10 protein-coding genes and 2 pseudogenes are annotated in these 12,577 nt (G+C 49.9%); 3 read left to right on the top strand and 9 right to left on the bottom strand.

Annotation, left to right across the window (positions count from 1 at the left end; all coding sequences use genetic code 11):
• Positions 1-124 precede the first annotated feature (124 nt).
• From ACFQNG_RS00955 to ACFQNG_RS00940, 4 genes and pseudogenes are all read right to left on the bottom strand, one after another.
• Positions 125-427: pseudogene (locus ACFQNG_RS00955) on the bottom strand (RNA-guided endonuclease TnpB family protein); the annotation flags it as partial.
• A gap of 4 nt (positions 428-431) precedes the next feature.
• Positions 432-736: pseudogene (gene tnpA / locus ACFQNG_RS00950) on the bottom strand (IS200/IS605 family transposase).
• 60 nt (positions 737-796) lie between these two features.
• Entirely contained in the window at positions 797-1,477 is a 681-nt protein-coding gene (locus tag ACFQNG_RS00945) for a thermonuclease family protein (protein WP_379862917.1), read from the bottom strand.
• Between the two features lie 162 nt (positions 1,478-1,639).
• On the bottom strand, positions 1,640-3,322 hold the full coding sequence (locus ACFQNG_RS00940) for a cell wall-binding repeat-containing protein (RefSeq protein WP_379862916.1): 1,683 nt from the start codon (positions 3,320-3,322) through the stop codon (positions 1,640-1,642).
• Between the two features lie 282 nt (positions 3,323-3,604).
• Here ACFQNG_RS00940 and ACFQNG_RS00935 point away from each other — a divergent pair, with 282 nt between their 5' ends.
• From ACFQNG_RS00935 to ACFQNG_RS00925, 3 genes are all read left to right on the top strand, one after another.
• On the top strand, positions 3,605-3,802 hold the full coding sequence (locus ACFQNG_RS00935) for a helix-turn-helix transcriptional regulator (RefSeq protein WP_379862915.1): 198 nt from the start codon (positions 3,605-3,607) through the stop codon (positions 3,800-3,802).
• A gap of 17 nt (positions 3,803-3,819) precedes the next feature.
• Positions 3,820-4,221 (top strand): hypothetical protein, encoded by a 402-nt coding sequence (locus tag ACFQNG_RS00930; protein ID WP_379862914.1) that lies wholly within the window; start codon positions 3,820-3,822, stop codon positions 4,219-4,221.
• A gap of 235 nt (positions 4,222-4,456) precedes the next feature.
• Positions 4,457-5,293, top strand: coding sequence for an MBL fold metallo-hydrolase (locus tag ACFQNG_RS00925; RefSeq protein ID WP_379862913.1), 837 nt, complete (start codon positions 4,457-4,459; stop codon positions 5,291-5,293).
• Between the two features lie 72 nt (positions 5,294-5,365).
• Here the strand turns inward: ACFQNG_RS00925 and ACFQNG_RS00920 are convergent, their stop codons facing one another.
• From ACFQNG_RS00920 to ACFQNG_RS00900, 5 genes are all read right to left on the bottom strand, one after another.
• Positions 5,366-9,682: a PolC-type DNA polymerase III gene (locus ACFQNG_RS00920; protein WP_379862912.1), complete on the bottom strand. Its 4,317-nt coding sequence runs from the start codon at positions 9,680-9,682 to the stop codon at positions 5,366-5,368.
• 213 nt (positions 9,683-9,895) lie between these two features.
• Positions 9,896-10,108 carry a CHRD domain-containing protein gene (locus ACFQNG_RS00915; protein WP_379862923.1) on the bottom strand — a complete coding sequence of 71 codons (213 nt, stop codon included), beginning with the start codon at positions 10,106-10,108 and terminating at the stop codon, positions 9,896-9,898.
• Positions 10,109-10,123: 15 nt separating this feature from the next.
• Positions 10,124-10,696 (bottom strand): M15 family metallopeptidase, encoded by a 573-nt coding sequence (locus tag ACFQNG_RS00910; RefSeq protein WP_379862911.1) that lies wholly within the window; start codon positions 10,694-10,696, stop codon positions 10,124-10,126.
• Positions 10,697-10,957: 261 nt separating this feature from the next.
• On the bottom strand, positions 10,958-11,554 hold the full coding sequence (locus tag ACFQNG_RS00905) for a DUF2238 domain-containing protein (RefSeq protein WP_379862910.1): 597 nt from the start codon (positions 11,552-11,554) through the stop codon (positions 10,958-10,960).
• A 79-nt stretch (positions 11,555-11,633) separates the two neighbouring features.
• A complete protein-coding gene (locus ACFQNG_RS00900; RefSeq protein ID WP_379862909.1) occupies positions 11,634-12,563 on the bottom strand; it encodes a PD-(D/E)XK nuclease family protein in 930 nt (309 codons plus the stop codon).
• Positions 12,564-12,577: the final 14 nt, after the last annotated feature.

Here is a 12,577-nt window from a genome sequence, read left to right as displayed (position 1 = left end):
GGTAAGGGAGGTGGTTTTAAGTTTATATGGGTTGATATTCATCCATTAATTGTTTATATCCCTTTTATATACAAAAACCCTGCGATCAACAAAGTTGATTCGCAGGGTTTGTCAACATTCTCTAGAAAGCTCCCGCTTTCTCTATTTTTAGATTCTGATTATTAAAGCAACACCACATCTTCTTAAAGGTCTTCGCCTCTTGATTTTTCATTTGGGATTTCACCTCACGAATCGTTTGATTCGTGACAGCCGAAGGGAACTTTTCAGAAGAAAATTCTTTGAATATCTTACTTGTTGCTTTGTTCACTTCTGGATGTGTGAGTAACCAGTTCGCAAATTCCGTATTCATCTCGGTCATTCGTTGGTACATCTGCTGTTTAGCTTGGGTTGGTTTATGTAGCTCTAAGCGTAGTGTGATGGTTGGCATGTGTTCACCCCCTTGTCTTCTGTGATTCTACATAGCGTTTAATGGTTTCACTTGATACATTTCCTGCTGTACTAACGAAGAAAGAACGTGTCCAAAGACTTACCAGATGGGACAGTTCAAGAACAAATGACAATGATCAGGCATGACTTCCATAGCGACAATCATCCATTCATTCTCTTCACAAATTTCGGTCACCCGTTCCTTGAATCGCTCTTCTACTTCATTCACCAGTACTTTTCTTCGATAGCGCGGACAGAAAACAAAATGATAGTTGATTAAAGAGACCGTTCTTCTGTCGTCTTGTTCCATATCCAGATCCTAACCGTTCGATCCGCAAACTGCAACATCAAAAGATAAAAAATAGTTGCTCTAAGCATCCCCTTTATGGGGATACCGAGCAACGCCGTCTTTCATCCCTTGATTGAAAAGCCAGCAAAAATCTGTAAATGTGCTGGATGGAGCGGGAAGCACTTCATTGATAACGAGATCTGTGGAAGGTGTGCCTCCTCCCCCATTCGACGCTTTGGTGTAACCCGCTGCTTGCGCATCCGCTTCATTGAAGAAGAAGATTCTTTTCTCCACGGGAATTTGTTTATAGTTGGCCGGCTCTACATACTTTTTCGTGCTGTAATCGCCCACATATTTATCTTGGGGCTGCCCTGAGATCCGATCACGGAATTCAAATGGCAACTCGTCAATCGGATTGGAGGGGTCCCACATGCCGCGCCCATTTTGTTTCGCTTCCAAGTAAGCGTTTTGATATTCTGCAAAGTGCAGTTGGTTGGGCCAGATGTAGTAAGTGACGGCATGCCCTTGGCGCACCATTTCTTTGTTCACATCCAAGGTGCCTTTGTGGATGTGCGCCAGCAAGCGTCCATACGCATCCGTTTCCTCCACATCGGTTTCCACTGTGACTTTCGTTCCGGCGGGAAGGAGCTGAGCCAAGTAATTTTTCGCATGGGTGCCCCAAGGATCCTGAGCCGCTCCCTGATAATTGGTTTCCGGGGTATCAATCGACAACATGCGCACCTTATTCGTTCCTTTGATCATCCAGTAATATCATAATTCTATTTCGATTTATATAAAAATTCGTTTCGATTGTTATACGTTTCTATTTATTTGACCAAAAGAGCTCGCAAAGATATAAAAAAAGCTGTTGACCTTACCTTCGGTCAACAGCCTTTCGTTGTCCTCGCTTCAAGGAAGCTTTATCTAGTCAATCAAGCCTTTCAAGTACGTTTCCACCGTGGAGTTCACCGTCGTGGTGTTTCCGATCAAGTAGAACACGTCACGCGTGGTGATGCTTGGCACCGTCGTTTCCAAATAGGTTTTCACCATTGGATCCAACTTGTCGCGATACGTTAACAGCATCGGAGAGTACATGTTGGCCGCCATCGGGCTTCCGGAAATGGCGTCAGGGAAATCAAGCCCGGTCGCAAAGACAATCGTGCTCGGGAACATCATGCCGTATTCCCCATCAAGGAAGTAATTGGCAATGTTCACGCCCACTTCAAAGCGGTTCGCCCCGCCAATGCGGTCCACTTGACCGCCAAAGCTCGCCAGCTTGTTTTTCACGGTATCGGACACGGTTCCCGGTCCGCCGACAATAATGAAGTTTTTAATCCCATTGGCTTTGATGTATGAATCAACAGAAGCCGGGATGGAGTCTTTCGACACTTCTAGGATGGGTAACGGAATTTGGCCTGCCGGGCTGGAAGCGGACAGGGCATCCGGGTAGTTCAAACCGCTCGCGATAATCGCGGTGTCTGTCTCAAAACCATCCGCCTTCATGCGACTGGCGATGTTGGTGGAGACCACAAAGCGATCCGCACCCGCAATCCGCTCAACAGTCATCCCCATGCTTTTCAAGGTGTTTTCCACACCCGTCGAAACGGAGCCGGTTCCACCCAAGATGATCGCGCGGGATGGTTGCAAACGCTTGATTTCAGCGGAGACGGGAGCCGGCAAAGCATTCGTCGTGGTGAGCAACATCGGCGCATAGTTCATCGCGGCCAAAGGACCACCGGCCAAGGCATCGGTATAGAGGTCACCACGTGCGATCACAACCGTATCAGCCCCATATGGGAAAGCTTCCTTGCTCACGTTCGCCGATACCGCGTAGCGATCGGCGCCCGCAATGCGCTTCAGCCCTGGAGCGGTGACAAAATAACTGTGCACTACCATATTGCCGGACGCAGTGGTCGCTCCAAGGTCCACGCCATGGTGTCCCAGGGAAGCCGTGATCGTTTTGTTGAAGCTGGTGCTGTTGAACGGCATGTCTTCCGAATCGTCAATCGCATAGAAGGTGTTGTCTGCTCCGGTTGCGCTACCGCTCAACGTCAAAGCCGTCGTATTCTTAGCCAAACGATAATCCACTTTGTTTGGGCTGGTCACATTCAGCGCCGGCAAAACGGTATCAATATTCATCGTCACACCGCTCACGCTCATGCTGTAACTGACGGCCGCATCGGACATGCTGAAGATCAACAGATGGTATGTTCCCGCAGGAATCGTGTCACCCGAGAAATACTCCTCACCAGTTTCTTCGGAAAAGACAACGTAACCGTATTCTTCAGACGCTGGCTCCGTGATGTTTAAGGTGCCACCCGTCGTCACAACCATTTTGTAGGAGTGAAACGCGCTTGGTTTCAGCGTGTTGGCCACCGTTGCTTGTGTGGTACTCGCCATGCTGCGAACCGTTTTGGAAGAAACGGAAGCCCCTCCACCCTGCAAATAGGTTTCCAGTTTATGTTGGGTTTTGATGCGCAGTGAATTCTCAATCTCATCAGCTAAATTCACTTTTTTGCCCGGTGCGGCATCCGTCAAAGCTGGTTGCACGAGCAAAGAGCTGATAACTGCTGTGGCAAGAACGCCCGTAAGAAATTTTTTCCTCAAGCGAGTATCTCCTTTCAAAATGAGAAGCAATATATTGTTTCACAATATATCATTCGAGAGCCCACCCCTTTTTGGGGATCTCATTTTGTTAATGAAATGTGAATTGTTAACAGAACCGCGCAACAGTTGCCGAACCTCCGATTTGGAAACGGACTGACTGCTTGGTAGTGGGCTTTTTTGCGTTTGTCCAAAGATAAATGTAAAACATATTTGACATAACTCCGTAGCTGTCGTACACTGAAAATGTAAAAAGTTTTTTACATCTCAAACAAGAGGAAGCCTATGGAAAATCGAATCAAAGAACTGAGAAAAGCGCATCAGCTGTCGCAGGATGAATTGGCCAAAGCGTGTGATGTCTCACGCCAGACCATCAATGCGATCGAAAACAACAAGTATGACCCCAGCTTGGCCTTGGCTTTTCAGTTGGCGGAAGTGTTGGGCGTGACGGTGGATGAATTGTTTCGATTTAAAAAAGATTGATGCACAGGGGGATAGATATGCATAAACGACTATCAAGTTCAGTCATTGGCGGAATGGTCCTAGGGCTGATCAGTTTGGTGCTGATTGGACTGAAAGTGACCGACCACCTAAGTGGGGACCCATTCGAAATCGCCGACATCATGATCTTTGTCCTCTTGTTTGTGGCTTGGATGCAACTGTTCACGTGGGGCATTGATCTAAAAATGCAAAAAGATGAGATGGGAAAACAGATCGCTTACCGCAGTGCCACCATCAGTTACAATGTGGCCGCCATCGGCCTGTTTGTGCTGTGGATCATCGATCGGATCGTGTTCATGCGAAAAGAAGACTTTGGCAATGTTTCCTTGTTTGCGGCATTGTGCTTTGTCTTGGTGCTGAATCCGTTGGTGCAATTTTTTGTGGCCCGGAAATATAGATAATCCCCTTCCTGTGCAAGCTAAACACAGAGACAGGAGGGTGACAATTGGACAACATGCAGAAATCCGCAAAAAGCAAATCTCGTAAGCAACAGGATCAAGGCAAACTGGGCTTGGACTTGGAGATCCCCATCAACTATGTATGTGATCTATCACGGCGTGAGATACAAGTGAATGAAGATACTTGGCTTATCCAGGGCATGATAAGCAAGAAGATTGACGTGAACGGAGGTACATTATGGATAAAGCATTTGAAGATGAATTCATTCCCCCCATGACTTCCATCAAGAGCGGAAACAGCGTGGAGATCACAGCCGATTTGATTTGCCATACAATCCAGATTGTGAACATTTGCATGGTGGGCAATCCCCATCGCCCGGACCCATGGTTCCTTGTGGATGCTGGTATGCCCCATTCCGCTCCGGACATCATCGCTCTGGCTGAACAGCGCTTTGGCTCCCGTCGTCCCCGCGCCATTCTCCTCACACATGGTCACTTTGACCATGTCGGGGCCATCGTGGAATTAATCGAGCATTGGGACGTTCCCGTGTACGCCCATGAATTAGAGTTGCCCTATTTAACTGGCAAAGCCGACTATCCCCCCGGCGACCCGCAAGTGGCCGGGGGCATGGTAAGCGATTTGTCCCCTTGGTTTCCCAACCACGGCATTCGCCTTCAAGGCCAGGTTAAAGCATTACCGACCGATGGCTCTGTCCCCCATTTTCCTGAATGGCGTGTCATCCATACACCCGGCCACACCCCCGGCCACATCTCATTGTTTCGCAAACGCGATCGCTCCCTCATCGTTGGCGATGCCTTTGTGACCGTGAAGCAAGAGTCATTATATAAAGTCATGCTCCAAATCAAAGAAATTTCCGGCCCTCCCAAATACTTCACCACTGACTGGCAGGCAGCGAAGGAATCGGTCAAACGTTTGGCTGCCTTGGCTCCTGCCGTTGCCATTACCGGACACGGCATCCCGATGGACGGGGCGGAACTCACCCAAGCCCTAGATCAATTGGTGACTGAGTTTGACCGAATTGCCCTGCCAGAACAAGGCCGCTATGTCCATTGACCCAGTTGACATCAAAAAAATTCCCCCTCTGGCGTGAGAGGGGGAGCTTGGTTATCTGTCCGTCTATTTCTCTTAGAATAACGCCAATTGATTGCTTTGCGGCAAGCCGTCCAAGCAACCCAATCGCTCCAGCACTTCCACCACGGTACTGGATAAACGGGCCCGTTTCTGTAAATCTTCTTTCGAGAGGAACTCGCCCTCTTTGCGCGCTTCCACGATATTCTGCGCCGCGCTCTCACCCACACCGGAGATCGAGGCGAAAGGAGGAACAAGCTCTCCATCGATCACGGTAAACTTCTCCGCTTGGGAACGGTAGAGGTCCACCGACTGCATCTTGATACCGCGCGCATACATCTCTTGCACCAGCTCCAAGACGGTTAAGAACATTTTCTCTTTGGCTGAAGCTTGGAACCCTTTCTCGTTGATCTCTTTGATCAAGCGCGAAACATGGCTGTATCCTTTGAGAACTTCTTCAATATCAAAGTCTTTGGTTTTGGTGGAGAAGAGAGCGGCATAAAACTCGGCCGGGTAATATACCTTATACCAACCAATCCGCACAGCCGCGGTCACATATGCGGCGGCGTGGGCCCGCGGGAACATGTACTTGATCTTCTGGCAGGAGCCGATGTACCACTCCGGCACATTGTTCTGCCGCATCAAGTCCGCTTCTTCCTCCGTCACGCCTTTGCCCTTCCGCACTTTCTCCATGATTTTAAACGCCGCTTTGGCAGGCAAGCCCATGCGGATCAGGTACAACATGATATCGTCACGACAACAAATCGCTTCCGACAGGGTACAGACGCCCTCGTTGATCAAATCTTGCACGTTGCCTTGCCAAACGTCAGTTCCGTGGGACAAACCGGAAATACGCACCAATTCGCTAAAGCGTTTGGGTTTGGCATCCTTCAAAATCCCCCGCGCAAAGTACGTGCCAAACTCAGGAATCCCGAGCGTACCATGTTCAATGCCATTGATATCTTCCGGTTTAATCCCCAAACTCTTGGTGCTACGAAACAATTCAATCACCTCGGGATCGCCCAGCGGCACTTTGGTCGGGTCAATCCCGGTCATTTCATGCAGATAACGCTGGATCGTCGGACCGGTGTGTCCCAAGAGGTCCAACTTGAGGATTTTCCCGCTGATGGCGTTATAATCGAAGTGGGTCGTGATCGTCCCGGACTTCATATCATCGGCCGGATGCTGGATCGGGGTGAAATCGAAGACTTCCTTATTTTGCGGTACGACCATCAAGCCCCCTGGATGTTGGCCCGACGAGCGTTTAACTCCCACGCACCCTTGCGCCAACCGATCCAATTCCGCTTGCCGCAGAACGATCCCCTTTTGTTCCGCATATTTTTTGGCATACCCGTATCCTGTCTTCTCCTGAACGGTTCCAACCGTCCCCGCACGGTAAATATACGCTTTGCCAAATAATTCCTCAGTGTATTGATGGGCCCGGAGTTGGTACTCACCGTCGAAGTTCAAATCAATATCGGGTGCTTTGTCCCCTTCGAAGCCCAAGAAGGTTTCGAAAGGTATATCGTGGCCGTCTTTCCACAGGTCGGTGCCGCACTTGGGACATTTTTTATCAGGCAGGTCAAAGCCGCTTTCATACGAACCATCGGTAATAAATTCGCTGTATTGGCAGCTTTCGCAACGGTAGTGGGGCGGCAATGGATTCACCTCGGAGATAAAGCTGAGTGCCGCGACCAGCGACGATCCCACCGAACCCCGCGATCCCACCAAGTATCCGTCTTGGAGCGATTTATATACGATCTTCTGCGAAATCATGTACAATACGCTAAACCCGTGTTTGATAATCGAGCCCAGTTCCCGCTCGAGGCGGCTCTTCACGATTTCCGGCAGCGGGTCCCCATACCACTCTTTGGCGGTGCGGTAACAAATCTCGGTTAACTCTTCCTCCGCTCCCTCCAATTCCGGGGTAAAGGTCTCGTCCGGGAACGGTTTGATCCCGTCGTCAATCGAGTCGGCGATGCGTTGGGTATTGGTCACCACCACTTCTTTCGCCTTCTCCTCCCCCAAATAGGAAAACTCTTCCAACATCTCATCCGTTGTCCGCAAGTACGCTTTCGGCAACGGCAATTGCGGCTTGGCACCCGTTTGGTTCATCGCGATAATTTCCCGGAATATCGCCTCATGTTCATCCAGGTAGTGACTGTTGGAGGTAGCAACGACGGGCTTGCCCAACTTCTCACCAATCTCCACCAGCAGGCGATTCGCTTCACGCAGGCGCTCCGGGCTTTCGACCAATCCTTTTTCAACCAGATGCAAGTTATACTCCACCGGCTGGATTTCGAGATAATCGTAGAATTGGGCGATTTCTTCCACTTCGCTTGGCGCTTTGTTGAGCGCCGCCTCATACAGTTCCCCTCGCTCACATCCGGAGCCGATGATCAGCCCCTCACGGTGCTTGACCAATTCACTGCGCGGAATGCGCGGAATACGGTAGAAATACTTCAAATGCGACATGGAGATTAATTTGTATAAGTTCTTCATGCCTTCCTGGTTTTTCACCAGCAGAATGGCGTGGAACGGTCGCATCCGCGCAAAGTCGGCATCACCCCGATTTTCATTCAGCTCCTTCAAGTTAGTGATCCCTTTCTCCTTCACTTCGCCCAGCATCTTCCACAAGATGTGTCCGGTCGTCTCCGCATCATAAATCGCCCGGTGATGCTGTTCCAACTTTACGCCGAGTTTATCGGCCAACGTGTTCAGCCGGTGGTTCCGCAATGTCGGATATAAAAAACGAGCCAACTCGAGGGTATCCAAGACGGGATTGGTCACTGGCTTCTCTCCGATGCGCTTTACCGCCTCTTGCAAAAAGCCCATATCGAAGCGGGCGTTATGCGCAACCAGCACACTGCCCTGAATAAATTGCAGGAATCGCGCGATCACATCATCGATCTCCGGCGCATCCGTCAGCATATCATCGGTAATATGGGTCAGCTCGATGATCTGTTGTGACAGCTTGCGATGGGGATTGGCAAACTCGGAGAACTTATCGATAATCTCCCCATTCTTCACTTTGACGGCCGCCAATTCGATGATGACATCATGAACCGCCGACAAACCGGTGGTCTCCACGTCAAACACCACATAGGTATCATCCGCGAGAACCCGGTCTTCCGGATTCATCACCATGGGAACCCCGTCATCGACCACATTGGCTTCCAACCCATACAGCACTTTTACACCATGCTTTTTGCTCGCCGCATAGGCATCCGGGAACGCTTGCGCCCCGCCGTGATCGGTAACCGCCACCGCGCGGTGTCCCCACTTGGCCACGCGTTTGATCACATCCCCCACATCCGTAATACCATCCATGGTGGACATGGCCGTATGCAAATGCAGCTCAACCCGCTTGTCTTCCGCCGTATCCATCCGTTCCGGTACGTGTACTTCCATCAAATCATTAACCATCAATACCAACTCGCGGGAGAAGGTGTCAAACTGGACGGACCCGCGTACCTTCAGCCAGTCTCCATCCTTGATCATGGCAATGATTTGCTCCTGCTCCTTCTCACGGGGAGACGCGAAGAATTTGCAGGCGATCGAATTGGTGTAATCAGTGATATTGAACGTCAGCAGCTTCCTGCCGCTCTTCAGTACTTTCACTTCACATTTGAATACTTTTCCTTTGACGACAACCCTCCGCTCTTCCTCCGTAATCGACGCGATTTCAACCGGTTCTTCCTGAATCGCGTAACCGATCTTCTTCTCCAACGCCGGCGCTTCCACTTCCTCCGCTTCTCCGGATTTGGCTCTCTCCGCCATCTCTTTCTGCTCCGCCAACGCTTTCGCCACTAACTGCCGTTCTTCCTGTTGTATCTTCTCTTGGAAAAAAGAGGCAGGCGAGACTTCCGGATCGGGATGCTCACAAGTGAAGCGCACCTTCATCTCCTTACCGGTGATCCGTTGGTAATACCTGGAGATGTGCCGTTCCACCCCCCGCTGCTCAGCCATTTGCAAGACGGCCGGATTCGGGAAGACGATTTCGATCTGCCCATCACGCACCCGCCAATCCGCCTGTCCAAACCAGGCCGACGCGGCCGGAGCGACTCTCTCCTGTATCCACCGTTGGATATAATGCTTATACATCCGCAAAACCGTTTCGTGTTCTATGTGATCATAGTCAAACATCACGCTGACTTGGATATGTGGTTGAAAGTGTTTTTTGATGCGTACTTGAAATTCTTGCCAAACTTCTGAATTGATCGGTTCCGGCAGGCGAATCCGAATCTTCCACGCCTTGGCCCCCGGATCGACCTGCACTTCGGTAATCGTCGCTTCTTTAAACTGTTTGTCTAACCACTCATTCGGCAATTGGACTTCCTTAAACAAATTCACTAATGCCTCTTGCCCTGTCATCCCCTCACCCCTGTTTCAATCGTTACAAAGACGAGTTTACCAAAAAGTTGAAGCTTCGACTATAAAAAATACCGCCTGATGGAGGATGAAAAATTAGGCTATTTGGACGAAGGCGTATCCGGTAAATCGATCCGACACTTAAAAGGATGGGAGGCGAAAATTTTTTCCGAGTCCATCCCTTCTTGTGAAGCTACTTGGCAAATCTCTCATCGGTCATTTGCGAATCGCCCGTACCCGTACCTGGCCACGGATTTCACCATCGGGATTTTGTTCCGTGTGGGCACTGACATCAATCCGCCCTACCTTGATCAACCGCACCAGATCGGCAATGCTTTGACCCCGTAAGGGATCGGTCAGACTTTTCGCTGCCAGGGTGCCTACACCGACTCGCCCATCCACAGAAAAGGCTCGTACGTCGTTTTCCATCACCACATACGAGCCTCACTCACCTTTTTCTTTTGGCACAGTCTCGCCCATCATCCACTCTCTCAATTTCATCGTCGCCTTCAGTCCCACAATCGATTGGCCAAACGTCATCTCCAGATGGGGATAATCTTTGAACCGGGACCAATCCCCTCCCCAGTCAAAGCCCAACTTCTTGGCTTCTTGGGCGACCTCTTCCCAATCGGAGACCCCGTTTTTATTGCCGTCTCTCTCCATATCCCAACTCAGTCGCTTCCGTTTCGCGTCAAACAGCGCAAAGTCCACCGCAAGCCCATAGTTGTGGTAAGACTCCCCGCCTTCCGCATAAGTCACAATTTCCCCCGGCACCGTTCGACCTTTGGCATAGAGCTGATCTTGTTTTTCAAATGAGCGGAAACCTTCTGTTATCTTAATCGCGATTCCACGTTCTTTACAGTTCTTGATCAATTGTTCCGTGGCTTGGGCCACTTGGGGATATAAACCCGTCAGCGAGTATTGGGCCGACTGCGCTTGCCAATACGCCAAAAAAAGAACCAGTCCGATCACGACAATGATAATGCCCAACCAACGGCTCCAGCTTTCCTTGAACATATGCACTTATCCTCTCATATTCCTGTGAAACCAGGATTCTTTCTAAACTCATTATAAGCGAAATCATGATTATTTTCAGTCATATCTGTACAATGTGGAATGAGATGCTTTTCCCTCTCAAACCTGATTTTTCCGAGCTGAATGAATCGGATCGTGAATACCCAACTTTGAACGTTGGGCAAAGTATTCATGTGCATCTTGTGTGAACAGTCCGACCAAAAACAAGACGCAGGATGAGGAGACATCGGTCTCCTCTTTCGCTCACTCACGCATCATGCGATCTTGCCAACGGCTAAATAAGCTTGCGAACATCGCTCCCGCCAGGGCGCTAGTCATATCCCACTGCGCATCCCAATCATCGCCTTGCATGCCCAAAAAATCGGCTGGATCATTTTCAAAACATGCCGCATAGAACGCCTCAAAACATTCATATAATCCGCTGATGGTAAAACTGAAACTGACCAAAGTGACCCATAGCCAGCGGCGATGAATCACATTCTTTCTGACGACAATTTCCCTCAACATCAAATAAGGCACCACACCCTGAAAAAAATGTCCGAAGCGATCAAAATGGTTGCGGGATAAGTGCCAAGCATCCTTTAACTGGTCAAATAAGGGCATGTTGCCATAGGTATAGTGTGCGCCCAACAGCATGATAATGGCGCCGACCCAGACAAAAAAATAAGTGATGGGAGTGAACGGAAACCGCCGATGGGTCACGGTTAAAACAAGAACCATGATTACAGCGAAACTCGCTTCATACCACCATGCTGTCCACATCGCAGGACGGATCGCCGACCAGATGAGAACCGCCACAAACGAACCCAGCAGAAACAAATGAAACATTGATTTTCTCATCCGTCTCCTCCTTCTTTCCTCTTCCCCCTTAATATGGATCAAGATTTCTTTTCCTACTCGTTTACAGCAAAAAAGCGCCTTAGCGGCGCACATAGCAAAATTCTTGGAAATTGCACCACTGGCACTTCCGTTCATCCTGGGTCATGGGGAAAGCCTCTTCGGGAAGAGCGGCATTCCGTTCACGGTCAGACAGCATCGTTTTCATCGCTTCCATGCTGTCATTCATCCGGGCAAGCGCTTCATCCACATCTTGTTCCGTGGCAGTCATCCGTTCGCATGCCCCAGTCAACAGATATTCCGTCCGCAGTTCAATCTGGGAGAGTGGCACATGATAACATTGGTGAAGATATAAGGCGTACCACTTGAGTTGCGCTTCATGGTTCTCCTCTTTTTGGCCTGTCTTCCAATCCACGATCACCCATTTCTCCCCCACCCGATAAATCCAGTCCACCTTAACATACACCTTTGTCTCTTCCAATATCCATTTGTTCAGTTGCTCTACTTCCACCGTCTCCGCCGCGGTCGCCTCGCCATATTCGCGCAGGCTACGGCTTTGCAGCAGGTGGTGAACGCACAGGGACAGGCGTTCTTTCAAGTCTTCCACCAATCCCGTCGGCAAGTGATCCCCATAATAAAGTTCTTGCAACATCAAGCGTTTCGTTGGAACCTCCCACCACAACTCCTTATCCCGTGACTCCCGCACCGCTTGGTTTAACAAAGTTCTCGCTTTATGCAGCAATTCTTCAGCGGTTGGCAAGACCCGCTCCTGTCTCAAGCGCCAAATCACCATTTGGGCGAGGCGGTGAATCACCTCACCAAACATCAACGTTAATGTCCGCAACTGTTTCAACCGATACAGGCGCTTGGCCTCTTCGGGGGCCTCCGCCTGCCACCCCGGATATGAAGCGTAGTAATGATAGTAATATTTGCGTTTGCATTCCTCAAACAGATGGTGTCGTGACTGTGACCAAGACCACTCTGGATATGTCGGCATCCGTTTCATCGGCATCAGTCCGCTCCCCG

Source organism: Laceyella putida, assembly GCF_042665195.1.
Lineage (GTDB): Bacteria > Bacillota > Bacilli > Thermoactinomycetales > Thermoactinomycetaceae > Laceyella > Laceyella putida.
Note: the sequence above shows the minus strand (reverse complement) of the source record. Positions and strands in the feature narration are given on the sequence as shown.

Bases quoted from the DNA above. Each gene is read 5' to 3' on its own strand.
- ACFQNG_RS00935 (WP_379862915.1), top strand. From the start codon at position 3,605: ATGGAAAATCGAATCAAAGAACTGAGAAAAGCGCATCAGCTGTCGCAG.
- ACFQNG_RS00915 (WP_379862923.1), bottom strand. From the start codon at position 10,108: ATGGAAAACGACGTACGAGCCTTTTCTGTGGATGGGCGAGTCGGTGTA.
- ACFQNG_RS00920 (WP_379862912.1), bottom strand. From the start codon at position 9,682: ATGACAGGGCAAGAGGCATTAGTGAATTTGTTTAAGGAAGTCCAATTG.
- ACFQNG_RS00930 (WP_379862914.1), top strand. From the start codon at position 3,820: ATGCATAAACGACTATCAAGTTCAGTCATTGGCGGAATGGTCCTAGGG.
- ACFQNG_RS00905 (WP_379862910.1), bottom strand. From the start codon at position 11,554: ATGAGAAAATCAATGTTTCATTTGTTTCTGCTGGGTTCGTTTGTGGCG.
- ACFQNG_RS00900 (WP_379862909.1), bottom strand. From the start codon at position 12,563: ATGCCGATGAAACGGATGCCGACATATCCAGAGTGGTCTTGGTCACAG.
- ACFQNG_RS00910 (WP_379862911.1), bottom strand. From the start codon at position 10,696: ATGTTCAAGGAAAGCTGGAGCCGTTGGTTGGGCATTATCATTGTCGTG.
- ACFQNG_RS00925 (WP_379862913.1), top strand. From the start codon at position 4,457: ATGGATAAAGCATTTGAAGATGAATTCATTCCCCCCATGACTTCCATC.
- ACFQNG_RS00945 (WP_379862917.1), bottom strand. From the start codon at position 1,477: ATGATCAAAGGAACGAATAAGGTGCGCATGTTGTCGATTGATACCCCG.